Origin of the sequence: Arenimonas donghaensis DSM 18148 = HO3-R19 (genome assembly GCF_000743535.1) — a bacterium.
In the GTDB taxonomy this organism is placed as follows: domain Bacteria; phylum Pseudomonadota; class Gammaproteobacteria; order Xanthomonadales; family Xanthomonadaceae; genus Arenimonas; species Arenimonas donghaensis.
Window position 1 is genome coordinate 150,929 of record NZ_AVCJ01000034.1, and the last position, 22,922, is coordinate 173,850.

At 70.0% G+C, this 22,922-nt stretch carries 21 protein-coding genes; 11 read left to right on the top strand and 10 right to left on the bottom strand.

Translation table 11 applies throughout. From position 1 onward, the window contains the following. Positions 1 to 15 precede the first annotated feature (15 nt). Positions 16 to 867 (bottom strand): polyamine aminopropyltransferase, encoded by an 852-nt coding sequence (gene speE, locus N788_RS10775; RefSeq protein ID WP_034224896.1) that lies wholly within the window; start codon positions 865 to 867, stop codon positions 16 to 18. A gap of 125 nt (positions 868 to 992) precedes the next feature. Here speE and N788_RS10780 point away from each other — a divergent pair, with 125 nt between their 5' ends. The 3 genes from N788_RS10780 (at position 993) to N788_RS10790 (ending at position 5,658) form a co-directional block, all read left to right on the top strand. Continuing rightward, a complete protein-coding gene (locus tag N788_RS10780) occupies positions 993 to 2,843 on the top strand; it encodes a M48 family metallopeptidase (protein WP_034224898.1) in 1,851 nt (616 codons plus the stop codon). Between the two features lie 62 nt (positions 2,844 to 2,905). Next, complete coding sequence (gene speA / locus N788_RS10785; protein WP_034224900.1) at positions 2,906 to 4,810, top strand: arginine decarboxylase; 1,905 nt, start codon at positions 2,906 to 2,908, stop codon at positions 4,808 to 4,810. Beyond that, entirely contained in the window at positions 4,807 to 5,658 is an 852-nt protein-coding gene (locus tag N788_RS10790; protein ID WP_034224902.1) for an NAD(P)-dependent oxidoreductase, read from the top strand. The genes speA and N788_RS10790 overlap by 4 nt, the downstream gene beginning before the upstream one ends. A gap of 80 nt (positions 5,659 to 5,738) precedes the next feature. Here the strand turns inward: N788_RS10790 and N788_RS10795 are convergent, their stop codons facing one another. From N788_RS10795 to radC, 5 genes are all read right to left on the bottom strand, one after another. Beyond that, positions 5,739 to 6,131: a hypothetical protein gene (locus N788_RS10795; RefSeq protein WP_034224904.1), complete on the bottom strand. Its 393-nt coding sequence runs from the start codon at positions 6,129 to 6,131 to the stop codon at positions 5,739 to 5,741. 25 nt (positions 6,132 to 6,156) lie between these two features. Continuing rightward, positions 6,157 to 6,741, bottom strand: a complete 585-nt coding sequence (locus N788_RS10800; protein WP_034224906.1) for an SPOR domain-containing protein — start codon at positions 6,739 to 6,741, stop codon at positions 6,157 to 6,159. Continuing rightward, positions 6,741 to 8,504 carry an arginine--tRNA ligase gene (argS, locus tag N788_RS10805; RefSeq protein ID WP_034224908.1) on the bottom strand — a complete coding sequence of 588 codons (1,764 nt, stop codon included), beginning with the start codon at positions 8,502 to 8,504 and terminating at the stop codon, positions 6,741 to 6,743. The genes N788_RS10800 and argS overlap by 1 nt, the downstream gene beginning before the upstream one ends. A gap of 215 nt (positions 8,505 to 8,719) precedes the next feature. Next, a complete protein-coding gene (locus tag N788_RS10810; protein ID WP_034224910.1) occupies positions 8,720 to 9,766 on the bottom strand; it encodes a hypothetical protein in 1,047 nt (348 codons plus the stop codon). 75 nt (positions 9,767 to 9,841) lie between these two features. Beyond that, the gene (gene radC, locus N788_RS10815) at positions 9,842 to 10,516 is read right to left on the bottom strand and encodes a RadC family protein (protein WP_034224912.1); all 675 of its coding nucleotides are present in this window, start codon (positions 10,514 to 10,516) and stop codon (positions 9,842 to 9,844) included. 93 nt (positions 10,517 to 10,609) lie between these two features. Between radC and coaBC the strand changes: the two genes are divergently transcribed. From coaBC to N788_RS10830, 3 genes are read left to right on the top strand one after another with little or no spacing between them, the layout of a single operon-like run. After that, positions 10,610 to 11,815 carry a bifunctional phosphopantothenoylcysteine decarboxylase/phosphopantothenate--cysteine ligase CoaBC gene (coaBC, locus tag N788_RS10820; protein WP_034224914.1) on the top strand — a complete coding sequence of 402 codons (1,206 nt, stop codon included), beginning with the start codon at positions 10,610 to 10,612 and terminating at the stop codon, positions 11,813 to 11,815. Beyond that, positions 11,812 to 12,270 carry a dUTP diphosphatase gene (gene dut, locus N788_RS10825; protein ID WP_034224916.1) on the top strand — a complete coding sequence of 153 codons (459 nt, stop codon included), beginning with the start codon at positions 11,812 to 11,814 and terminating at the stop codon, positions 12,268 to 12,270. The genes coaBC and dut overlap by 4 nt, the downstream gene beginning before the upstream one ends. A gap of 36 nt (positions 12,271 to 12,306) precedes the next feature. Continuing rightward, the gene (locus tag N788_RS10830; RefSeq protein ID WP_051924582.1) at positions 12,307 to 14,631 is read left to right on the top strand and encodes a phosphomannomutase/phosphoglucomutase; all 2,325 of its coding nucleotides are present in this window, start codon (positions 12,307 to 12,309) and stop codon (positions 14,629 to 14,631) included. Between the two features lie 14 nt (positions 14,632 to 14,645). Here N788_RS10830 and N788_RS10835 read toward each other — a convergent pair whose 3' ends face one another. After that, positions 14,646 to 15,332, bottom strand: coding sequence for a DUF4124 domain-containing protein (locus N788_RS10835; protein ID WP_034224918.1), 687 nt, complete (start codon positions 15,330 to 15,332; stop codon positions 14,646 to 14,648). A 16-nt stretch (positions 15,333 to 15,348) separates the two neighbouring features. Continuing rightward, on the bottom strand, positions 15,349 to 15,996 hold the full coding sequence (gene pyrE, locus N788_RS10840; protein ID WP_034224920.1) for an orotate phosphoribosyltransferase: 648 nt from the start codon (positions 15,994 to 15,996) through the stop codon (positions 15,349 to 15,351). A 113-nt stretch (positions 15,997 to 16,109) separates the two neighbouring features. Between pyrE and N788_RS10845 the strand changes: the two genes are divergently transcribed. From N788_RS10845 to N788_RS10855, 3 genes are all read left to right on the top strand, one after another. Continuing rightward, the gene (locus N788_RS10845) at positions 16,110 to 16,877 is read left to right on the top strand and encodes an exodeoxyribonuclease III (protein ID WP_034224922.1); all 768 of its coding nucleotides are present in this window, start codon (positions 16,110 to 16,112) and stop codon (positions 16,875 to 16,877) included. Continuing rightward, on the top strand, positions 16,874 to 18,184 hold the full coding sequence (locus N788_RS10850) for an AmpG family muropeptide MFS transporter (protein ID WP_051924583.1): 1,311 nt from the start codon (positions 16,874 to 16,876) through the stop codon (positions 18,182 to 18,184). Before N788_RS10845 ends, N788_RS10850 begins: the two co-directional genes overlap by 4 nt. A gap of 63 nt (positions 18,185 to 18,247) precedes the next feature. Beyond that, positions 18,248 to 18,538, top strand: coding sequence for a hypothetical protein (locus N788_RS10855; protein WP_051924584.1), 291 nt, complete (start codon positions 18,248 to 18,250; stop codon positions 18,536 to 18,538). A gap of 9 nt (positions 18,539 to 18,547) precedes the next feature. Here the strand turns inward: N788_RS10855 and N788_RS10860 are convergent, their stop codons facing one another. Together N788_RS10860 and N788_RS10865 are read right to left on the bottom strand one after the other, a co-directional pair. After that, the gene (locus tag N788_RS10860; RefSeq protein WP_034224924.1) at positions 18,548 to 19,678 is read right to left on the bottom strand and encodes an anhydro-N-acetylmuramic acid kinase; all 1,131 of its coding nucleotides are present in this window, start codon (positions 19,676 to 19,678) and stop codon (positions 18,548 to 18,550) included. Positions 19,679 to 19,682: 4 nt separating this feature from the next. After that, complete coding sequence (locus N788_RS10865) at positions 19,683 to 20,990, bottom strand: peptidoglycan DD-metalloendopeptidase family protein (RefSeq protein WP_152560461.1); 1,308 nt, start codon at positions 20,988 to 20,990, stop codon at positions 19,683 to 19,685. A 164-nt stretch (positions 20,991 to 21,154) separates the two neighbouring features. On the opposite strand from N788_RS10865, the gene tyrS reads away from it, so the two are divergent. Next, positions 21,155 to 22,366, top strand: coding sequence for a tyrosine--tRNA ligase (gene tyrS / locus N788_RS10870; RefSeq protein WP_034224926.1), 1,212 nt, complete (start codon positions 21,155 to 21,157; stop codon positions 22,364 to 22,366). 27 nt (positions 22,367 to 22,393) lie between these two features. Further along, positions 22,394 to 22,891: an MgtC/SapB family protein gene (locus N788_RS10875; protein ID WP_034224928.1), complete on the top strand. Its 498-nt coding sequence runs from the start codon at positions 22,394 to 22,396 to the stop codon at positions 22,889 to 22,891. Positions 22,892 to 22,922 lie beyond the last annotated feature (31 nt).

The window sequence follows — 22,922 nt, forward strand, 5'->3', positions numbered from 1 at the left end:
CCGGTTTGACTGCGCTCAGTCGCCCAGCGCCTTCTGCATCATCGGCGGCATCGCCAGCGCGCCTTTATGGATGGCGGCGGTGTAGTACTGGGTGTCGAAGGACTTCGCCGCGGCGTCGGCTTCGCGGAACGCGGTCAGGTCGCGGCTTTCCTTCGAGGCGATGGTGCAGCTCCACCAGCCGGTCGGGTAACACGGCTGCGGGAAGGGCAGGGTGCGGAAGGTCGTGAAGCCGGCGTCGGTCATCGCCTGGCGCATGTCCAGGATCAGCTGCATCAGCGCCAGCGGGCTTTCGCTCTGCTGCACCAGCAGGCCGCCCGGGCGCAGGGCCTTCAGGCAGGTTTCGTAGAAGGCCTGGTTGAACAGGCCCTCGGCCGGGCCAACGGGGTCGGTCGAGTCGACGATGATCACGTCGATCGATTCCGGCTTGGCGTTTTTCATGTAGGCGATGCCGTCGTCGAACATCACCGTCGCGCGCGGGTCGTTGTTGGACTCGCACAGCTCCGGGAAGTACTTCTCGGCCATGCGCGTCACCTGCTCGTCGATGTCGCACTGCACCGCCGTGCGCACGCCCGGGTGGCGCAGCACCTCGCGCAGGGTGCCGCAGTCGCCGCCGCCGATGATCACCACGTCCTTGGGATCGGCGTGGGTGAACAGCGGCGCATGCGCCATCATCTCGTGGTAGAAGAAATTGTCGCGCGTGGTCACCATCATCGCGCCGTCGATCAGCATGACGTTGCCCCAGTCGGTGCTCTCGTACATCTCGATCTTCTGGAACGGCGACTGCACCTCTTCGAGCTTGCGCTTCATGCGAAGGCCGAAGGCCGAGCCGGTGTGTTCGAAATTCTCGTGTAGCCAGGTAGTCGTCATCGCCGGGTCCCGGGGTGGTCCAGAAAGGGGGGCGCATTGTAACGCCTCGGGCGCGGGGCTGCGGCCAGCTTGGCGGGCGCCGCGGCGCGACTTAGCATCGCCGTTCCTGTCGAGCGAGCCCTGCCATGCCTTCCGTAGCCAGCCACCGCCACCTGGTCGAGCGCCTCGAGCGCATCGCCGTGCGTTCGCCGCGACTGTACCGTGTCCAGCTGATGTTGCTGGCGCTCGCCGGCTATGGCGTGCTCGCCGTGGCTGTGCTGGTGGCGCTCGCCCTGTCGGTCGGGCTGGGCATCTTGCTGCTGCTCACCAAGAGCGTCTGGGCGATCAAGCTGATCAAGCTGGTGTGGATCCCGCTCGTGCTGGCCTGGCTGATACTGAAGGCGCTGTGGGTCAAGATCCCCGAGCCCGAAGGCCACCACCTGCAGCCCGGCGAAGCCCCCGTGCTGGAAGCCGAGGTCGAACGCCTGCGGCAGAGAGCCGGCGCACCGAAGCTCGCCGGCATCGTCATCGACGCCGACCTCAATGCCGCCGCGGCCAGCGTGCCGCGCCTGCTCGGTCTGGCCGGCAATCGCCATTTCCTGGTGCTGGGCCTGCCGCTCATGCGGGTGATGTCGCCAGAGGAGCTGGCGTCGGTCATCGCGCATGAATTCGGCCATTTCGGCGGTGGCCACGGGCGATTCAGCGGCTGGATCTACCGGGTGCGCCTGTCCTGGTTCCGCCTGCTCAGTGCCCTCCAGGCGCAGCAGTCGGCAGCCACCGGTTTGTTCGTGCGCTTCTTCGACTGGTACGCGCCGTACTTCAATGCCTACAGCTTTGTGCTGGCCCGCAGCAACGAATACGATGCCGATGCGATGGCAGCGCAGGTGGCCGGCGCGCAGGTGGCCGGCCGTGCGCTGGTGCGGGTCAGCCTGGCGGGCGACCGCCTGGGGAACCAGTTCTGGCCCGAGGTCGATCGCCTGGCGTTGGTCGAGCCCGAGCCGCCGGCCGCGCTCTACGGCAACATGGCCCGGCATCTGTCGCAGCCCGCAGCCGACGACGCCGACCGCTTGGCCCGCGCCCTGTCCGAATCGCCCGGCCTGGATGACACCCATCCGGTGCTCTCGGCCCGCCTGGCCGCCCTTGGCGTCACGGCCGAGCTGCCTGCCCCGGCCGGGCAGGCCGCCGCCGACGCCTGGCTGGGCCCGCTGGCCGACACCCTGCAGACAAAGTTCGACCAGGACTGGCAGGCCTGGGTTAGCAAGCACTGGGCCAATCGCCACCGAGGCTACGCCGCCGCCCGCGAGGCCCACGCCGCGCTGGAGGAAAAGCAGTTCGGTGAAGACCTGTCCCCGGCTGAAAAGTTGGAATGGGCGATGCTCTGCGAGCAGCTGGGCCTGGGTGGCGACATCCTGCGGCTGTACGAACAGGCCCTGGCGGCGGCGCCCGACAATGCCGCGGCGCTGTGGTCGGTAGGGTCGCTGCGCCTGGAGCGGGGCGACCCGGACGGCCTGGCGCTGGTCGAGCATGCCCTGGTGCAGGACCCGGCGTTCGAAGGCCGCGCGCTGCAGCTGATGGCCGACTTCCACTACCGGCGCAACGAGGACGCCGCCCACGACGCCGTCGCCACCCGCCTGCGCGCCTGGCATGCGCGCCAGGCGGCGCATGACGCCGAACGCGGGCGGCTGGGCAAGAACGACCGCTACGGTCCGCACGCGCTTGGCACGGACGAGCTGCAGGCGCTGCTGGACGCGTGCGGGGAACACGGCAAGATCAAGAAGGCCTGGCTGGTGCGCAAAGACGTGCCGGGCGAGGGCCCGCCGCACTTCGTGCTGGTGGTGGACTGGCGCGGCATGGTCCTGTCGGCCGAGTCTGAGCTCAATCGCCTGCTGGCCCTGCTCAACCTGCCAGGCAGCCTCTACGCGCTGGAAAAACCCGGCAACGGCGCCAATGCACGCCGCGTCATAAAGGCCGCGGGCGAGCCGGTGTTCCGGCGCTGAGCGGGCCGCGCCACCGGGGCGCGGGAGGTACAATGCAAGGCCCACCCGCGTTGGAATCCGCCATGTCCGCCTGGTCCCTCGACCGCGCCCGCCACACCTACTCCATTCCCTACTGGAGCGAGGGCTATTTCGACGTGGATGCGCAGGGCCGCATGGTCGTGCGCCCGCGCGGCGCCGAAGGCCCGGCGCTGGCCCTGCCCGAGGTCGTGGCCAAGGCCACCGACGCCGGCCTGAAGCTGCCGCTGCTGCTGCGTTTTTCCGACATCCTGGGCGACCGCCTGGGCAAGCTGCAGGCCGCCTTCGGCCGGGCGATGAAGGAACTCGACTACCAGGGCGGCTACACCGCCGTGTACCCGATCAAGGTGAACCAGCACCGCGGCGTCGCCGGCGAGCTGGCCGCCGCGGGCGGCGAAGGCTTTGGCCTGGAAGCCGGCTCCAAGCCCGAGCTGATGGCCGTGCTGGGCCTGGCCCGCCCGGGCAGCCTGGTCATCTGCAATGGCTACAAGGACCGCGAATTCATCCGCCTGGCGCTGATCGGCCGCAAGCTGGGCCTGGAAACCTTCATCGTCATCGAAAAGCCCAGCGAGCTGGCGATGGTCATTGAAGAGTCCAAGGCCCTGGGCGTGAAGCCGGGCCTGGGCGTGCGCCTGCGCCTGGCCTCGCTGGGCGCCGGCAAGTGGCAGAACAGCGGCGGCGACAAGGCCAAGTTCGGCCTCTCGCCGCGCCAGGTGCTCGACCTGGTCGAACGCCTCAAGGCCGCCGACATGGTCGATGCCCTGCAGCTCCTGCATTTCCACATGGGCAGCCAGATCTCCAACGTGCGCGACATCGCCAACGGCATGCGCGAGGCCGTGCGTTATTTCGTCGAACTCACCCGCCTGGGCTGCAACGTGCGCTTCATGGATTCCGGCGGCGGCCTGGGCGTGGACTACGAAGGCACCCGCTCACGCGGCTTCTGCTCGGTCAACTATGGCCTCGACCAGTACGCCCACACCCTGGTGCAGCCGCTGGCCGAAGCCTGCGCCGAAGAGGGCATCACGCCGCCGCGCATGGTCACCGAAGCCGGCCGCGCGATGACCGCGCACCACGCCGTGATGGTGGTGAACGTCTCCGAGGTCGAGCGCGCCCCCGAAGGCCAGGTGCCGCGCACCGACGACGACGAACCCTCCGTGCTGCGCCACCTGCGTGAAACCCACGCTGCCCTGGGCCAGCGCCCGGCGCTGGAACTCTTCCACGAAGCCCAGCACCACCTCGCCGAGGGCCAGGCCCTTTACGCCCTGGGCCAGATCACCCTGCGCCACCGGGCGCGGCTGGACGACCTGTTCTACGCCATCGCCCAGGACGTGCGCGAGCGCCTGACGGCGCACGAACGCAGCCATCGCGACGTGCTCGACGAACTCAACGAGCGCCTGGTGGACAAGTACTTCGTCAACTTCTCGGTGTTCGAATCCATCCCCGACGTCTGGGCCATCGACCAGGTCTTCCCGATCGTGCCGATCGCGCGCCTGGACGAGGCGCCGGACCGCCGTGGCGTCATCGCCGACCTCACCTGCGATTCGGACGGACGCATCGACAGCTACGTCGAGTCCGAATCGCTCGACAGCTCGCTGCCGCTGCATTCGCCGCGCGAGGGCGAAAGCTACCGGCTGGGCATCTTCATGGTCGGCGCCTACCAGGAGACCCTGGGCGACATCCACAACCTGTTCGGCGACACCGACACCGCCAACGTCCAGCTGGGTCCGGACGGCGGCTATCTGGTGACCCGCCAGCGCAAGGGCGACACCACCGACGTGATGCTCGACTACGTCGGCTACGACCTGGCCGAGCTGCGCAGCGCCTACAAGGCCAAGGTCGACGCCGCCGCGCTCGAGCCGGGCGAAGCCGCCAAGCTGCTGGTGGACCTGGAAACGGGCCTGACCGGCTACACCTACCTGCACGAAGAAAACGCGGGCGGTACGCCGGCATGAGCACCGGTTTCATCGGCCTGGGCGCGATGGGCGCCCCGATGGCGCGGCACCTGCACGCCCGCGGCCTGCTGGCGGTGGTAGGCAACCGCACGGCGGCGAAAGCGCAGTCCCTGGCCCAGGAGCTGGGCGTGGCGGCCGCGGCCTCGGCCGCGGATTTCGCCGGCTGCGACGTGGTCGCGCTGTGTGTCTCGCTCGACGCCGACGTCATCGAAAACGTGCAGGCGCTGGCCGCCGTGCTGCCCGCCGGCGCGGTGGTCGTGGACCATTCGACGGTGTCGGTCGACACCGCGCGCCAGGCCCGTGATCTGCTGGCCGCGAAGGGCATCGGCTTCATCGACGCGCCGGTGTCCGGCGGCGTCGAAGGCGCCCGCAACGGCAAGCTGTCGGTGATGGCCGGCGGCGACGCGGCCGAACTGGCCAAGGCGCGGCCGGTGCTGGACGCCTATGCCGCCCGCATCACCCACATGGGCGACACCGGCGCCGGCCAGGCCACCAAGGCGGTGAACCAGGTGCTGGTCGCCGGCATCAACGAAGCGGTCTGCGAAGGCCTGGCGCTGGGCGAGAAGCTGGGCCTGGACCCGGACAAGCTGCTGCCCACGCTGATGGCCGGGGCCGCCGGTAACTGGTTCCTGGAAAAGCGCGGCGCCACCATGCTGGCCAACCAGTTCACGCCCGGCTTCAAGTGCGCGCACCTGCTCAAGGACCTGCGCATCGTGCATGGCATGGCGTCGGCGCTGGGCCTGCGCACCACGGTGATCGAACAGGCGTTGGCCGACTACGCCGAACTGGTGGAGCGCGGCGAAGGCGATGCCGACACCTCGGCACTGATCACGCTAAAACGCGGCTGACCCCCACTTCTGTGGGAGGGACTTCAGTCCCGAAGCTTACTCGCCAGGGGCTTCGGGACTGAAGTCCCTCCCACAGGGGGTTAGCCAGGCGGCCGACGGTCGGACTTGAGCCATTCCATCGCCTGGTCGCGGTCGAAAAACAGCCGCATGAAGTGGATGCCCAGGTTGCCGCACTGCACGGCATAAAACTCGAAGTCGGCGCGCGCCGGGCCATCGGCATCGATCAGGATGGCGATGCGCAGCTGGTTGCCGAAGCCGGCGTCCTCCCCGCGCTTGGGCATGTCGAAGATCTCGGCCGTGCCCAGCGCCAGCCGGGTAAGCCGGTGGTCGATCAGGAAGCGCGGGGTGCCGTGCCGGTGGCCGGCGGCGACCGCGTCGCGGGTCAGCTCGCGCAGCATCGCGCGGTCGTGCAGGCCCTGCGCGGTCACCTGCACCACGTCTTCGTCCGCCAGGTACTGCACTTTCCAGGTCATCGGGAGGATCCCCCGCGCCAGTCGCCTATTCCGCCCTGATCGCCAGGGCTTCGATGCCGTGGTTGCCCAGCGCGCGCTTGGCGGCGGCCAGGCTGGCGGCGTTCGGGTAGGGCCCGAGCCGCACGCGGTAGATGGTACCGCCTTCGATCTGGGCCGATTCCACCCGCGCCAGTTCGCCGGTCAGGGCGATGCGGGCCTTCAAGGCTTCGGCGTCGGACGAAGAGCGGAACGCGCCGGCCTGGATCAGGTAGCGGACGCCGCTGGCGGCCGGGGCCGGGTCCTCGGTGGCCGGGGCCTGGGCTTCGGCCTGGGCCTGGGCGTTGAGCTCGGCGTCGGGAATGACCACTTCCTTGTCGCGCAGCACGTCGTAGAAGTCGTACTTGGGCTTGCGCGGCTCGGGCGCGTCCTGGGCCACCGGCTCGTCGGTGACGACCGGCGCACGGGCTTCCGGGTCGGGCTTGGGCAGCAATTGCCCGACGTCGCCGCCGTTGCGCATCAGCAGGAACAGCACGATGACGGCGCCGCCGACCAGGCCGCCGAGCAGCCAGACCCAGCCGGGCGTGCCCTGGTTGCCGTTGCGCTTGGCCTGGTTCTTGGATCGGCGGGCCATTACATCTTCTCCGGGGCGGACACGCCCAGCAGGGCCAGGCCATTGGCAAGCACCTGCTGGGTGGCCTTGGCCAGGCCCAGGCGGGCGTTGCGCAGCTCTTCGTCGGCGACGAGGATCGGCTGGGCATTGTAGAAAGCGTGGAAGGCGCCGGCCAGTTCACGCAGGTAATTGGCGACGGTCTGCGGCGCGCGGGCGAGGGCGGCGGCTTCCACCACTTCCGGGAAGCGCATCAGTTCGTCGACCAGCTCTTCTTCGTGCGGTTCGGCCAGGCGCTGGCGTGCGGCTTCGGCGGCGCCACGGTTGTAGCTCATCTGGCGTTCGGCGAGCTGGTTGAACAGCGAGCAGACGCGGGCGTGGGCGTACTGGATGTAATAGACCGGGTTTTCGTTGCTGCGGCTCTTGGCCAGGTCCAGGTCGAAGTCCAGGTGCTGGTCGTTGCCGCGCATCACGTAGAAGAAGCGCGCGGCGTCGGTGCCGACTTCCTCGCGCAGCTCGCGCAGGGTGACGAAGCTGCCGGCGCGGGTGGACATCTGCACGCGCTCGCCACCGCGGAAGAGGATGGCGAACTGCACCAGCTGCACTTCGATCCTGGCCGGGTCCAGGCCCAGGCCCTGGGCGGCGGCCTTCAGGCGCGCCACGTAGCCGTGGTGGTCGGCGCCGAAGATGTAGATCGCGCGCTCGAAGCCGCGCTCGAACTTGCTCAGCAGGTAACCCAGGTCGGAGGCGAAATAGGTGGTGACGCCGTTCTCGCGGCGAACCACGCGGTCCTTGTCGTCACCGAAGGCGGTGGCACGGAACCACAGCGCGCCGTCCTGTTCGAACAGGTGGCCCTGTTCTTCCAGGGTCTTGATGGCGCGATCGACGTAACCCTCGGTCATGAGGGAACGTTCGGAGAAGAAGTTGTCGTGGTTGACGCCGAAACCGGCGAGGTCCTCGCGGATGTCGCCCAGGCACCAGGACAGCCCGGCCTCGAAGACCTGGCGGTAGCCGGCCTCGCCCAGCAGCTGCTTGGCGCGTGCGATCAGCGCGTCGACGTGGCTTTCCTTGTCGCCGCCCTGGCCTTCGTCGGGCGGCAGGCCGTCGGTGACTTCGATGGCGCTGTGGCGCAGGCCGTCGCCGGCCTTGGCGCGCAGGCCGCGGGCGATGTCCACCACGTACTCGCCCTTGTAGCCGTTGTCCGGGAAGCGGATGTTGACGCCGCCCAGCTCGTGGTAGCGCAACCAGACCGACACCGCCAGGATGTCCATCTGCCGTCCGGCGTCGTTGACGTAGTACTCGCGCTGGACCTTGTGGCCGGCGGCGTCGAGCAGGCTGGCCACCGACGCGCCGTAGGCGGCGCCGCGGCCGTGGCCGACGTGCAGCGGGCCGTTCGGGTTGGCCGAAACGAACTCCACCGTCACCGACTCACCGCTGCCTTCCGGCGCGCGGCCATAGTCCTTGCCCAGCTCGAACACGCGGCGGATGGTGCCCAGGCGGCAGCCGCGCGCCAGCGTGAAGTTGATGAAACCGGGGCCGGCGATGGCCACCTTCTCGACGTGCTGCGAAGCCGGCAGCGCCGCCACCAGCAGGTCGGCCAGCTCGCGCGGCTTCATGCCGGTGGGCTTGGCCAGCAGCATCGCCACGTTCGAGGCGTAGTCGCCGTGTTCGCGCGACTTGGTGCGTTCGACCACGAAGGCAGGGGTCGGCAGGTCCTGGGGCAGGCGGCCATGCCGCCTGAGGTCGAGCAGGGCCTGCGCCACGAGTTCGCGAAGGTGGTCTTTCACGGGATAGGGGTTTCCACGGAGGTGAACTGGCTATTGTATCGCGCCCGGGGGCAGGTGCCGGCATGGGCGGGCATCTTCCGTCATGGGCCTGTCACCAAGCGACCGGACAATGCCCCGGCACGCACAGACAACGTGCTCTCTCCCAACTTTCGGACTGGCCAGGGCGCCGGGTACCGGGGCAAGGGCCGGCCCGGGGCCGGCTCTTTTTTTGCCCGTCAGCCGGCTTCGGCCGCGCCCAGGGCCGCGAAGGCGTCCAGCACCGCCTGGCCCGAGGCCGGGGCCTGCGCCGCGAAGCGCTGCACCAGGCCGGCCGACACCCGGCGCACGCCGGGTCCGTTGGCGATCTTGCCCGGGCCGTACACCCGCTCGCCTTCGCGGCTGGCGAAGCGGTGCAGTTCGAAGAAATACGCTTCCTGGCCCCGGCTCAGGAAGCCCAGGCAGCTGCGGCCGCTGGCCGGCTCGTCCAGCGACCGGCCGGCGCGCCGCTCGAGCTCCCGGCACAGGCGCAGGGCGCTTTCGGACAACAAATCAAAGGACTCCCCGACATTGGCGGTGTCGAGGTCGGCGGCCAGGCGGCCCAGGCGTTCGCCGCGACGGGCCGCGGGATCGGCGGTCCAGTCCGGCCGCTCGCCGTCCAGCCAAAGCCCCAGCCCGCGGGCCAGCGCCCCGCCGGCGGCGGTGGCCAGTTCGGCGGCCTCGGGGTGGGGCAGGGGCCGGGCGTCGAAGGTGCTGCCGGCGATCATCAGTTCCAGGGTGACGTACTGGTCGCGGTCGGCCACCGGGTCGAAGCCGCACGCGGCGAGGATGCGGAAGGTTTCGGCGATCGAGGCGGCCTCGTTGCCACCCACGGGACCCGGGGGCGGCACCGGCTCGCGCTGGCGCAGGTCGTGGCAGGCCGAGAACACCAGCAGCGCCAGCCACTCCACCGGCGCCAGGGCGCCGTGGCCCAGGACGTCGATGACGTGGCCCAGGCGGCGCTCGGCCAGCTCCATGACGTGGGCTTCGCAGTGGTAGTCGTGCAGGTCCTGGCCAAGCCGCCCGTGGCGCAGGCCCAGCCGCGCCAGGCCCAGCACGGTGGCATCGACATGGCGGGCCAGGTCGGCGGCATCGAAGCCGGCCCCGGCGGCGCGCCGACCCATGGCCTCGAGCCGCGGCACCAGGTCCGGTTCCTTTTCCGACAGCAGCCGCCGTGCGGCAGCCGCATCGGGCAGGGCGGCTTCGACGGCGTCGCCGGCGTAGAGATTGGATATCCCGAGGATCACGCCTGCTCCCGGAGTCCTGGCCAGTGCCTGCCTGCAGTATACGTAGCGACGGGCCGCCGCCAGCCAGCCGGGGTTTCAAAGGGCCCCCAGCCGCGCCATCGAGCAAGCCGGGCCGTCGCCGACGATGAAGTGGTCCAGCAGGCGGACCTCGACCAGGCCCAGGGCCTGGCGCAGGCGCGTGGTGACCGCGCGGTCGGCGGCACTGGGCTCGGTGCAGCCGCTGGGATGGTTGTGGCCCAGGATGACCGCCGCCGCGTGGTGCGCCAGGCAGCGCTGCACGACTTCACGCGGATGCACCTCGGCGCCGTCCAGCGTGCCGCGGAACAGTTCCTCGAAGGCGATCACCCGGTGCCGGGTGTCCAGGAACAGGCAGGCGAAGACTTCGTAGGGCAGGGCGCGCAGCCGCCGGGTGAGGTAGTCGCCGGCCTTGGCCGGGTCGGTGAGCGCCTCGCCGCGGGCCAGGTCCTGGGCCAGGTGCCGGTGGCCCAGTTCGACCACCGCCGCCAGGCGGCAGGCGCGCGCGATGCCGATGCCCGGCAGCCGCGCCAGGCGCTCGGCCGGCTGGTCGAGCAAGCCGCGCAGGCCGCCGGCTTCGGCCAGCAGGCGCCGCGCCATCGCCACCGCGTGGGTGCCTTGCCGGCCGGTGCCGACCAGCAGGGCCAGCACCTCGGCGTCCGACAGCGACCCGGCGCCGCGCGCGAGCAGTTTTTCGCGGGGTCTTTCCTGTTCGGGCCAGTCCTGCAATCGCATGCCTGCAGCATGGCCGTCGACGCGATGACCCGGCGTCGGGGGCGGCTGGCGCTTCGGGTAAGCTAGGCGCGTTCAGCAAGGTAAGGAAACCCGGTGCACGAGCTGAAGGGACAGCGCATCCTGCTCGGCGTCAGCGGCGGCATCGCCGCCTACAAGGCCGCCGAACTGCTGCGTCGCCTGCAGGACGCAGGCGCCGAGGTGCGCGTGGTGATGACCGACGCGGCCCGGCATTTCGTCGGCACCACCACCTTCCAGGCGCTGTCCGCGCACCCCGTGCGTAGTTCGCTCTGGGACGAGGCCGCCGAGGCCGCCATGGGCCACATCGAGCTGGCGCGCTGGGCCACCCGCGTCCTGGTCGCCCCCGCCACCGCCAACACCTTGCGCCGGCTGGCCCAGGGCCAGGCCAACGACCTGCTTTCCACCCTGTGCCTGGCCAGCGAAGCCCCGCTGATCGTCGCCCCGGCGATGAACCGGGTGATGTGGTCGCATCCGGCCACCCAGGCCAACCTGGCGACGCTGGTCGCCCGCGGCGTGCAGGTGGTCGGTCCCGGCAGCGGTGGCCAGGCCTGCGGCGAAGTCGGCGAAGGCCGCCTGGCCGAGCCCGGCGAGATCGTCGCCGCCGTGATCGCCAGCCTGCGGCCGCCGCGGCTGGCCGGGCGGCGCCTGCTGGTCAGCGCCGGGCCCACCTTCGAGGACATCGACCCGGTGCGCTTCCTGGGCAACCGCAGCTCCGGGAAAATGGGCTTCGCGGTCGCCGACGCCGCCCGCCGCATGGGCGCCGAGGTGACGCTGGTGGCGGGGCCGGTGTCGCTGCCGACGCCGCCGGGCGTCACCCGGGTCGACGTCCGCCGCGCCGCGCAGATGCGCGAGGCCGTGCTGTCGGCGCTGCCTGGCCAGGACGCCTACGTCGGCGCCGCCGCCGTCGCCGACTACGCCCCGGCCGAAACCCTGCCGCAGAAGCTGAAGAAATCCGGCGAAAGCCTGACCCTCACCCTGGTCCGCACGCCCGACATCCTCGCCGACGTCGCCGCGCATCCCGCGCGCCCGCGGCTGGTGGTGGGTTTCGCCGCAGAAACCTCCGATCTCGAGACCTATGCCCGCGACAAGCTGCATCGCAAGGGCCTGGACCTGATCGCCGCCAACGACGTCTCGCGTCCCGGCCAGGGCTTCGAAGGCGACGACAACGCCCTGTCGGTGTTCTGGCGCGACGGCCGCCGCGATCTCGCGCTGGGCCCCAAGACGCGCATCGCCACCGATCTGCTGCTGATCATCGCCGAACGCCTGGAGGCCATGGAATGACCGTCGAAATCCAATTCAAGCGCCTGGACGCACGCCTGGGCGGTGAATTCCCGCTGCCCGACTACGCCACCGCGCTGTCGGCGGGCATGGACCTGCGGGCGATGACCGACGCCCCGCTGGCGCTGGCCCCGGGCGAGGCCGAACTGGTGCCCACCGGCCTGGCGATCCACATCGGCGACCCGGCCCTGTGCGCGGTCATCCTGCCGCGATCGGGCCTGGGACATAAGCATGGGCTGGTCCTGGGCAACCTGGTCGGGCTCATCGACGCCGACTACCAGGGACCGCTGATGGTCAGCCTCTGGAATCGCGGGCCGAAACCGCTCACCATCAGTCCGGGGGACCGTGTCGCCCAGCTGGTCTTCCTGCCCGTGGCCCGGGCAGCGCTGCGCCAGGTGGACGACTTCGAACGCAGCGCGCGCGGGGAAGGTGGCTTCGGCCACACCGGGACGCGTTGAACGGCGCTCACAGTCGCGCCGGAACCAGGGGGAAGCATGAAATCGTCGGGTAAGAACGCGTTCAAATCCATCAAGCCGGCCTGGCTGCTGGCTGGCCTGGCCCTGCTGGCGGCCGCCTGGTTCGCCTGGGCGGGTGTCCAGGAACTGGCCTTTGCCCGCCTGCAGTCGCAGGTGGACGCCACGCGTATTTCCGCCGGTGCCGAGGCGGTGAGCCGGGTGCAGAAGGCGATCTCCGAACTCGAGGGGCGGCGCAGTCGCGTGGCCCTGGCCACGGCGCTGCAGCGCGAGGACCAGGCGTCGGCCGACGACGTCATCAAGGGTGCCTGGGCCGCGGTGGAAGCCGTGGAGTGGCACGACCCGGGCCTGGACGAACCCTATGCCGACCCCAAGGCCTTCGGCTACGGCAAGCTCGGCGTGCTGGAACTGGCCCTGCAGGACAACACCACCCGCGCCGCCATCGTGAAGGACGCCGGCGCGCCGCGCCTTGCGCTGGCCGCGCCGGTGCTGGCCGATGGCCGCGTGCTGTCGGTCGTTTACGTGCGCCTGCCGCTGGAAACCGTGACCGCGCCGCTGGCGTCGGCGGAGCTGTCCGACCAGTCCTACCTGGCCCTGCGCCAGGGCCGGCACAGCGTGTTCGAGCGCGGCGACACCGCGCTGGCCAACAGCGCTGAATACGGCGCGGTGCCGCTGGCCGGCACCCGCCTGCGCGTGGTCGCCGCGGCGCCCGCCGGCAGTGGCGGCATGCTCACCCATTTCCTGCTGGCGGCCCTGTCGCTGCTGGTGGCGGCCGGCCTGCTGCTGCAGCCGCACCTGAAGCTGCGCCGCAAGGCCGACGGCGACGAAGCCCCGGGCGACACCGCGGATGCCGGCCCGACCCTGGCCGAGCTGCAGGCCAGCGGCCGGATCAAGCCGCCCGAGCCCGAGCCCGAAGCCGACGGCATGCAAAAGCCGCCCATGCCGCCGGCGGCCGCCGCCAGCCGCACCGTGCTCGATCGCAGCATTTTCCGCGCCTACGACATCCGCGGCGTGGTCGGGAAAACCCTGGACGAAGAAACCGCACGCCTGATCGGCCAGGCCATCGGCAGCGTGATGCAGGCCCAGGGCGCCAAGGCGATCGTGGTCGGCCGCGACGGCCGCCTGTCGTCGCCGCGCATGGCCGCCGCGCTCATCGACGGCCTGCGCCGTGCCGGGCGCGAGGTCTTCGACATCGGCGAAGCGCCGACCCCGGTCACCTACTTCGCGGCCTACCAGCTGCGCGCCGGCTCCTGCGTCTCGGTCACCGGCAGCCACAACCCGCCGGACTACAACGGTTTCAAGATCGTCATCGAGGGCGAAACCCTGGCCGGCGACGCCATCGGGAACCTCTACGAACGCATCGTCGAAAACGACCTCTACCTGGCCGACGAACCCGGCCTGGCCAGCAAGCGCGAGATCACCGAGGACTACGTCAACCGCATCGCCGGCGACATCCAGATCGAGCGCAAGATCAAGGTCGTCGTCGACTGCGGCAGTGGCATCGCCGGCGCCATCGCGCCGCAGCTGCTAGAAGCCATCGGTGCCGACGTCGAGCCGCTGTTCTGCGAGGTGGACGGCAACTTCCCGCACCACCATCCCGACCCCAGCGATCCGGCCAACCTGCGCGACCTGGTGAACGTGGTGCAGCGCGTGGACGCCGACCTGGGCCTGGCCTTCGACGGCGACGGCGACCGCCTGGGCGTGGTCACCAAGTCGGGCGAGATGATCTACCCGGACCGCCTGCTGATGCTGTTCGCGGCCGACGTGCTCGAGCGCAACCCGGGCGCCTGCATCATCTACGACGTCAAGTGCACCGGCCACCTGGCCATGCACATCCTGCGCCATGGCGGCAGCCCGCTGATGTGGAAGACCGGGCACTCCCTGATCAAGGCCAAGATGCGCGAGACCGAAGCCGAGCTGGCCGGCGAGATGAGCGGCCACTTCTTCTTCCGCGAGCGCTGGTACGGCTTCGACGACGGCCTGTACGCCGCCGCGCGCCTGCTCGAGATCCTTTCGAGCCGCGCCGAGACGCCGCAGGAGATCTTCGACACCCTGCCCAAGGGCGTGTCGACCCCCGAACTCAAGATCGAGGTCGAGGAAGGCCGCCAGTACACCTTCATCGAGGACTTCCTGGCCAAGGCGAAGTTCGAGGGTGCGCGCCTGGCGACCATCGACGGCCTGCGTGCCGACTGGCCCGACGGCTGGGGTCTGGTGCGGGCGTCGAACACCACGCCGGTGCTGGTGCTGCGTTTCGACGCCAAGGACGAGGCCGCGCTTACGCGCATCAAGGAAGCCTTCCGCGAACAGCTGCTGGCGACCGACTCGTCGCTGAAGCTGCCGTTCTGATCGCCTGACCGGCCTCAGCCGGTCGGGTCTTCTCCGGCCGGCTGGGCGGCGGCTTCGGGCGTGGCCGGCGCCGCGCCGCCACCCTTGAGCTCGTGGAAGCGCTGCACCAGGTACTCGAGCTCTTCGTCGAGCTTCATCAACTCGGCCTGCTTCACGACCAGCATGTTCTGCTGCTTGGCCATTTCCTCGCGCAGCTCGCGGATGGTGGCGGCCTGCTTGGCGTTCACCGGCTTGCCCTGCAGCTCGGCCTCCGAAGCTTCGGCCAGCAGCGAGGTCAGGCTGTTGCGCTGGCTGCCGATGCCGGCTTCGATGGCGTTGAGGTTTTCCTGCATCAGGGTGACGCGCACGCCGTAGGAGCGGCGCAGGTCCTGTTCGGTCTGGAACGAGGCCAGCATGGCCTCCTCGGTCTGGCGTTCCTGTTCGTCGGCGCGCTGCTGGAGGGCCCGTTCGGCGGCGAGGCGGTCGCGTTCGGCCTGCTCTTCCTCGGTGAGCGCACGCTCGACTTCACCCGTGGTGCGGCCGCTGCTCGCGTTGATCTCGGTGCGCGCCTGGTCCAGCGCCTCCTGCGGCAGCGTGTCGGAGAACTGGACCTTGCCGTCCTTGTCCACCCAACGGTAGAGCTTCTTGGCCTTGTTCTGGGCATCGGCGGCGCCGGCGACCAGCGCGAGGGCGAGGGCGATCAGGGTGAGTTTGGTCTTCATGGTCGGGCTCCCGCGTTCAGCGACGACTTCCATACGCCGCACGATACGCCACCAGGGCGTCCTTGTGCCCGGCCAGGTCGGGCCGCTCGTCGGCGCGGGCCAACAGTTCATCCAGCCCGGCCACGGCATGCACCGGCAGCCCGAATTCGGCGGTGACCTCCTCGGCGGCCGAGCGCTCGCCGACCTGGCCGCGCTCCTGGCGGTCCAGGGCGATGAGCACGCCGCAGGGTTCGCCGCCGGCGGCGCGGATGGTCTGGATCGATTCGCGGATGGCGGTGCCGGCGGTGATGACGTCGTCCACGACCAGCACCCGGCCACGCACCGGGGCGCCGATCAGCGTGCCGCCCTCGCCGTGCGCCTTGGCTTCCTTGCGATTGAAGGCCACCGGCACGTCGCGGCCGCGGGCCGCCAGCGCCACCGACAGCGCGGTGGCCAGCGGGATGCCCTTGTAGGCCGGCCCGAACAGCATGTCGTAGGCCAGGCCGCTGTCGTCGAGTGCATCGGCATAACAGTCGCCCAGGGCCTGCAGCGCGGCACCGGAGTCGAACAGCCCGGCGTTGAAAAAGTACGGACTGGTGCGGCCGGACTTGAGGGTGAACTGGCCGAAGCGCAGGACCTGCCGGTCCAGTGCCAGGTCCAGGAATCGGCGCTGGTGCGGTTTCATGGGGCGACCCGGTGGGCAAAACCCGATTGTGCAACAGCCGGCGTGCCGTCGGCACCCGCGATGGCGCTTGATTGGGCTAACCTTCCCCCGACATCGCATCGGTCCCCCCCGCCTTGAGAATCATCAGCTTCAACGCCAACGGCATCCGCTCGGCCGCCAGCAAGGGTTTCTTCGACTGGCTGCCCGGCCAGGACGCCGACATCGTCTGCATCCAGGAAACCAAGGCCCAGGAGCACCAGCTCGGCGCCCCCGGGCTGCGCCCGGACGGCTACCACGCGCATTTTCGCGACGCGACCACCAAGAAGGGCTACAGCGGCGTCGGCATCTACAGCCGGCAGGCGCCCGACGAGGTGCTGACCGGGCTGGGCTGGCCGGATTTCGACGAGGAAGGCCGCTACATCGAGGCGCGTTTCGGCAACCTGAGCGTGGTGTCGCTGTATTTTCCCTCCGGTTCGTCCGGGGACGTGCGCCAGGACTACAAGTTCCGCTGCATGGACTGGATCACGCCGATCTTCGACCAGTGGCTGGCCAGCGGCCGCGACTACGTGATCTGCGGCGACTGGAACATCGTGCACACGCGCAGGGACATCCGGAACTGGACCTCGAACCAGAAGAACTCCGGCTGCCTGCCCGAAGAGCGCGCCTGGCTGGACCAGCTGTTCAAGGAACGCGGCTGGGTCGACAGCTACCGCCACCTGCGCCCGGAAGGCGAGGACTACACCTGGTGGAGCCAGCGCGGCGCCGCCCGCGCCAAGGACGTGGGCTGGCGCATCGACTACCAGGTGGTGACGCCCTCGCTGCGTGACCGCCTGCGCGGCTGCGCCATCCACCCCGAGCCGAAGTTCAGCGACCACGCGCCCTTCGTGGTGGACTACGCGTGAGCGCCGGCTGGATCGACCGGATTGGCGCCGGCCTCAAGCCCTACGTCCAGCGCGAGCCGCTGGCGGCGCTGATGCTGGGGATTTCCTCCGGATTTCCCTACGCCATGATCGGCGCGACGCTGACCACGCGCCTGGCCCAGGACGGCATCGACAAGAAGGCGGTCACGGCGTTCTCGCTTGCTTTCCTGGTCTACAACTTCAAGTTCCTCTGGGCGCCGCTGGTGGATTCGGTGCGGCTGCCGCTGCTGGGGCGGCTGGGCCAGCGCGTGTCCTGGCTGGTGCTGGCGGGCACGCTGGCGATGGCGGCGATCGTCTGGCTGGCCTTGCTCGACCCGGCCGCCAACCTGGGACTGTTCGCACTGGCGGCCGTGGCGGTGGGCGCGGCCGGCGCCACCTACGACATCGTCATCGACGCCTACCGCATCGAAACGCTCAAGCCCGAACAGCTTGGCGTCGGCTCGGGCATGTCCCAGTACGGCTGGCGCATCGGCTCGGTCGCCGCCGGATCGCTGGCCCTGTTCGTGGCTGCCCGGCATGGCTGGGCGCTGGCGTACATGCTGTGCGCCGTGTTCGCGCTGCCGGCGATGCTGACCGGCCTGGTGATGGGTGAGCCGGCCCGGCACGTGGTCGTGTCCACGCATCGCGGCCTGCGGCAGGCCTGGGAAGCCACTGCCGGCCCGCTGCTGGAGTTCTTCCGCCGCCGGGGCGCCTTCCTGGTGCTGCTGTTCGTGCTGTTGCACAAGATCGGCGACACCCTGGCCAACCTGACCCTGCGCCTGCTGCTCAACGACCTGGGCTTCTCCAACGACGAGATCGCCACCTACGACGTCGGTTTTGGCTTCGTGGCCATGCTCGCCGGCATCTTCCTGGGCGGCATGATGTACGCGGCGATCGGCATGAAGCGCTCGGTCCTGGTGGCGCTGGTGCTGATGGCCGTCTCCAACCTCAGCTTCGCCTGGCTGGCCTCGGTGGGCCACTCCAATGCGCTGCTCGCCTTCACCATCGGCTTCGAGAACCTGGCCAGCGGCATCGGCGGCGTGGTGGTGGTGGCCTACCTGTCGGCGCTGTGCAACCTGGCGTTCACCGCGACCCAGTTCGCGCTGCTGTCGGCGGCGGCGAGCGTGGTCGGGCGACTGGTCACCGGCACCACGGCCGGCGGACTGATCGAATCGCTGGGCTACGTGCAGTTCTACCTGCTCACGACCCTCGTGGCCCTGCCCGGCGTGCTGCTTTACCTGTTCATGCTGCGCGCCGGCCTGATCGAACAATCGCTGGGCGATGCCGGCTATCGGGACAACAGCGGCTGAACCCATGGTCTTGCCATCGCGGCCAGTGGCCGTATGCTGGGCGTCCCCCCGAGGATCGAGGCCATGGCCGACTTCCTGTTGCGCGACATCGACGAGCGTGTAGCCGAGCGCATCAAGGAGATGGCGCGCCAGAAGGGCTGGCCCCTGAACGACGTCATCCTGCACCTGCTCAAGCAGGCGCTGGGGATCGTCGAGCCCGAGCCGGCACCGGAGCCAGGCGACATCGCCCGGCTCACCGGCTCCTGGAACGACGACGAAAGCCGGGCCTTCGCCGAGGCCATGGCGGCGCTCAACAACCTGCCCGACGACGCCCCGGCCTACATGCCGCCGCCCGGCAAGAAGTCCGGCGACTGAAGCGCCGGCTCAGGCCGGGTGGATCGCGCCCAGCACGCGCGGCCCGCGCGCCCCGGTGACCGCCGGCAGGTTGCCCGGGCGTCCCGCCAGGGTTTCGCGCGCCAGCCAGGCAAATCCCGCCGCTTCCACGAAATCCGGGTCGATGCCGGCGCTGGCCGTGCTCGCCACCGTCACGTCCGGCAAGCGCACGGCCAGCCGTCGCATCAGTTCGGGGTTGTGCACGCCGCCTCCGCAGGCCAGCAAACGCCGGCAGCCGGGCATCTCGCGCCGCAGGGCCTGGGCGACCGTGGCGGCGCTCAGTTCGCACAGGGTCGCCTGCACGTCGGCCGGCGATTGCCCGCCCAGCCGCGCCTGCAGCCATTGCAGCTGGAACTGGTCGCGCCCGGTGCTCTTGGGCGGCGGCAGGCTGAACCAGGGGTCGGCCAGCAGGGCCTCGAGCAAGCCAGCGTCGACGTGGCCCTGGGCGGCGAACGCGCCGTCGCGGTCGTAGGCCTGCTGGCGGTGCAGCAGGCACCAGGCGTCCATCAGGCCATTGGCGGGGCCGGTGTCGAAACCGCGCACCTCGCCCTCGCGTGGCATGAGGGTGAGGTTGGCGATGCCCCCGAGGTTGAGCACGGCGCGGTCCTCGTCGGGCGCCCGCAGCACCGCGGCGTGGAAGGCCGGCATCAGCGGCGCGCCCTGGCCGCCGGCGGCGACGTCGCGCCGCCGGAAGTCGGCCACCGTGGTGATGCCGGTGGCTTCTGCGATCACGCTGGCGTCGCCCAGCTGCTGGGTGAACGGGGCCGGGCCGCGCGGGTCGTGGCGCAGGGTCTGGCCGTGGGAGCCGATCGCGGTCACCTCGCTGGCCGGGACGCCAGCATCGGCCAGGGCCTGGCGCGCGGCGCCGGCGAAAGCCTGGCCCAGGCGCGTATCGAGCCGGCCGACCTCGTCGAGGCTGAGCCGGGCGTCGGCCTGCGACAGCCGCAGCACGTCGGCAAGCAGGTCCGCCGGCAGTGGATAGGTGCGGCCGAAGAGCACCTGCGGCCGGGCGTCGAAGCGCAGCAGCGCGGCGTCGATACCGTCGGCGCTGGTGCCCGAGATCAGGCCAAGAAAAAGCCCGCCGTCGGTGACGGCGGGCCCTGGGTTGTCGGTGTTCGTCATGGTGTCAGCGCGAAGCCAGGCGGGTGCCCCCGACGCGCTTGAGCTGGGCCATCGCCGGCGCGGTGGCGGCACGGAAGGCGGCCAGTTGGGCGCCGGTCAGCGGATCGGGCTTGGGCATGGTGACCGTCAGCGGGTCGCGGTGGGCGCCGTTGACGCGGAATTCGTAGTGCAGGTGCGGACCGCTGGCCAGGCCGGTGGCACCGACATAACCGATGGTCGCGCCCTGCTGCACGCGCTGGCCGACCTTGTACTTGCCCAGGCGCGACATGTGCGCGTACAGCGTGGTGTAGCCGCGGCCATGGTCGACGATGATGGTGCGGCCGTAGCCGCGCTGCCAGCCGGCGAACGCGATGCGACCGTCGCCCGCCGACATGATCGGCGTGCCGGTCACGGCGGCGTAGTCCACGCCCTTGTGCGCGCGCACGGTGCCCAGCACGGGGTGCTTGCGGCGCGGGTTGAAGCGCGAGCTGATGCGGGCGAACTCGATCGGCATGCGCATGAAGCCCTTCTTCAGCGGCCGGCCGGCGAGGTCGAAGTATTCGGCCTTGCCATTGCGCTCGTAGCGCAGGGCGGTGAATTCCTTGCCGCGGTTGTTGAAGCTGGCGGCCACCACGCCGCCGCTGCGCAGGCGCTCGCCGTCGCGCCAGATCTCTTCGTAGACCACCTGGAAGGTGTCGCCGACGCGCAGGTCCTGCGTGAAGTCGATGTCGTAGGAGAAGGCGTTGGCCATCTGGTTGATGACCGCCGGGCCCAGGCCGGCCTTGGCGCCGGCTGCGTAGAGCGAGCTGTCGATCTCGCCGCTGGCGATCATGACCCGGCGCTCGAGCGGGCGCTCGATGACCGTTTCCTTGAACTTGCCGTCGACCAGTACGATCTCGACGTTGGCGCCTTCGTCGCGCTCGAAGCGCAGGCCGCGCAGTTCGCCGTCCGGGCCGAGGTCGAAGCCGAGCTCGGCGCCGGCGCGGACCCGCGACAGGGCCTTGTTGGCGCTGGGCAGCTCCAGCACCTGCAGCATGGCGGTGGCCGGCAGGTCCAGGTCGGAGAACACCTCCCCGAGGGTCTGGCCGCTTTCGATGGTGACCGACTGCCAGGCCGGGCCGGCCGCGACGGCGGCTGCCTCGGTGCCCTGCGCCTGCGGCGGCAGGGCCAGTCCGATCACCTGGCGGCCGTCGGCTTCTTCGGCCCCGCGCATGGCGGTGGCGAAACCGGGGATGATGGTGGCGACCAGCACGGCCACGAAAGCAAACAGGCTGGCGAGGACCCAATGGTCCCGGGTCCAGCGGCTGGGGGAAAACGCGTGGCGGTCTGGCAAGGGCTTTCCCCGGTGAGGCGCGATGACGGGCTACGATAACCAGCAATAAATACCAGCGTCAAACCCTTGTCTTGGCTGGATTTTTCCGCCTGCCCGCTTTAACTTTCCATTAACCTGCGTTTAACGGCGGCCCAGGGCCGACCCCTCCCGGAACACCTCAGACCATGTCCGACATCGACCAAGCCCTTGAACTGATCGGCCGCGGCGCCGACGAAATCCTCAAACCCGACGAACTCGCCGCGCGCCTGCGCCTGGGCCGCCCGCTGCGGGTGAAGGCCGGTTTCGACCCCACCGCGCCCGACCTGCACATCGGCCACACCGTGCTGCTCAACAAGATGCGGCAGTTCCAGGACCTGGGCCACCGGGTGATTTTCCTGATCGGTGACTTCACCGGGATGATCGGCGACCCGACCGGCAAGAACGCCACCCGCAAGCCGCTCACGCCCGAAGACGTGGCCGCCAATGCGCGCACCTACGAAGACCAGGTGTTCAAGGTGCTCGACCGCGAGCGCACCGAGGTGCGCTTCAATTCCGAGTGGTTTGGCAAGATGAGCGCGGCCGACATGATCCGCCTGGCCGGCCAGCACACCGTGGCCCGCATGCTCGAGCGCGACGACTTCGCCAAGCGCTACGCGGCGCAGCAGTCGATCGCCATCCACGAATTCCTGTATCCGCTGGTGCAGGGCTACGACTCGGTGGCGCTGGAGGCCGACGTCGAGCTCGGTGGTACCGACCAGAAGTTCAACCTGCTGATGGGCCGGGGCCTGCAGGAACACTACGGCCAGAAGCCGCAGGTGGTGTTGACCATGCCGCTGCTCGAGGGGCTGGACGGGGTCAACAAGATGTCCAAGTCGCTGGGTAATTACATCGGCATCAACGAACCGGCCATCGACATCGTCACCAAGGCCATGAAGGTGGGCGACGAACTGATGTGGCGCTGGTACGAGCTGCTCAGCTTCGACGTCTCGCTGGCGGCGCTGGAGAAAATGAAGGCCGACGTCGCCTCGGGCGCGCTCAATCCGCGCGACGCGAAGCTGGGGCTGGCCCGGGAACTGGCCGCGCGTTTCCATGGCGCCGCCGCCGCCGAGCAGGCGGTGGCCGGTTGGCACGCGGTGGTGCGCGGCGAAGGCGATACCTCGCTGCTGCCGCAGGCCGATGTCGCCGTGCCCGCCGAAGGCCTGCGCATCGCGGCGCTGCTGGTGGCGTCGGGCCTGGTGGCGTCGAACTCCGAAGGCAACCGCAAGCTCAAGGAACGTGCGGTGCGCATCGACGGCGAGGTGTTCGAGGATCCGCAGCGGGCGTTCACCGCCGGTTTCGAGGCGGTGTTGCAGGTTGGCAAGCGCAACTTTGCGCGGGTGCGCCTGGTCCAGGGCTGACGCACGCGCCGGAATCGGGAGGCCGCGATGGAAGGGCTGTTCGAGAACTGGCAACTCCAGCTGCAGCTGGTCGGCACCATGGCGGTGGCGATGGCGCTCGGGGGCGCCATCGGTTACGAGCGCGAACTCAAGAACCGGCCGGCGGGCTTCCGCACGCACATGCTGGTGGCCGGCGCCGCGGCGTTGTTGGTCGGCCTGGTCGACTTGCTGGCGCACCGCTATTCGGCCGAGGTCTACAGCAACCTCGTGCGCATCGACCCGATCCGCCTGATCGAAGCCATGGTCGCGGCCGTGGGTTTCCTGGGCGCCGGCACCATCTTCCGCAGCGGCAGTGAGTCGGTCATCACCGGCATCACCACCGCCGCTTCCCTGCTGATGGTGGCCGTGGTCGGCATCGCCGTCGGCGTGCAGAGCTACGTCCTGGCGGTAGGCGCCACGGTCACGACACTGTCCGTCCTGTGGCTGCTGGGACAGCTGGAGAAGCGGTTTCCGAAGAAGTCGGATCGACCCTCTTCCCATTCCTGATTCATGCCGCTATAGTTCGCGGCCCTCGACG

Bases quoted from the DNA above. Each gene is read 5' to 3' on its own strand.
- speE (WP_034224896.1), bottom strand. From the start codon at position 867: ATGACGACTACCTGGCTACACGAGAATTTCGAACACACCGGCTCGGCC.
- N788_RS10780 (WP_034224898.1), top strand. From the start codon at position 993: ATGCCTTCCGTAGCCAGCCACCGCCACCTGGTCGAGCGCCTCGAGCGC.
- speA (WP_034224900.1), top strand. From the start codon at position 2,906: ATGTCCGCCTGGTCCCTCGACCGCGCCCGCCACACCTACTCCATTCCC.
- N788_RS10790 (WP_034224902.1), top strand. From the start codon at position 4,807: ATGAGCACCGGTTTCATCGGCCTGGGCGCGATGGGCGCCCCGATGGCG.
- N788_RS10795 (WP_034224904.1), bottom strand. From the start codon at position 6,131: ATGACCTGGAAAGTGCAGTACCTGGCGGACGAAGACGTGGTGCAGGTG.
- N788_RS10800 (WP_034224906.1), bottom strand. From the start codon at position 6,741: ATGGCCCGCCGATCCAAGAACCAGGCCAAGCGCAACGGCAACCAGGGC.
- radC (WP_034224912.1), bottom strand. From the start codon at position 10,516: ATGCGATTGCAGGACTGGCCCGAACAGGAAAGACCCCGCGAAAAACTG.
- dut (WP_034224916.1), top strand. From the start codon at position 11,812: ATGACCGTCGAAATCCAATTCAAGCGCCTGGACGCACGCCTGGGCGGT.
- N788_RS10830 (WP_051924582.1), top strand. From the start codon at position 12,307: ATGAAATCGTCGGGTAAGAACGCGTTCAAATCCATCAAGCCGGCCTGG.
- N788_RS10835 (WP_034224918.1), bottom strand. From the start codon at position 15,332: ATGAAGACCAAACTCACCCTGATCGCCCTCGCCCTCGCGCTGGTCGCC.
- pyrE (WP_034224920.1), bottom strand. From the start codon at position 15,996: ATGAAACCGCACCAGCGCCGATTCCTGGACCTGGCACTGGACCGGCAG.
- N788_RS10855 (WP_051924584.1), top strand. From the start codon at position 18,248: ATGGCCGACTTCCTGTTGCGCGACATCGACGAGCGTGTAGCCGAGCGC.
- N788_RS10860 (WP_034224924.1), bottom strand. From the start codon at position 19,678: ATGACGAACACCGACAACCCAGGGCCCGCCGTCACCGACGGCGGGCTT.
- tyrS (WP_034224926.1), top strand. From the start codon at position 21,155: ATGTCCGACATCGACCAAGCCCTTGAACTGATCGGCCGCGGCGCCGAC.
- N788_RS10875 (WP_034224928.1), top strand. From the start codon at position 22,394: ATGGAAGGGCTGTTCGAGAACTGGCAACTCCAGCTGCAGCTGGTCGGC.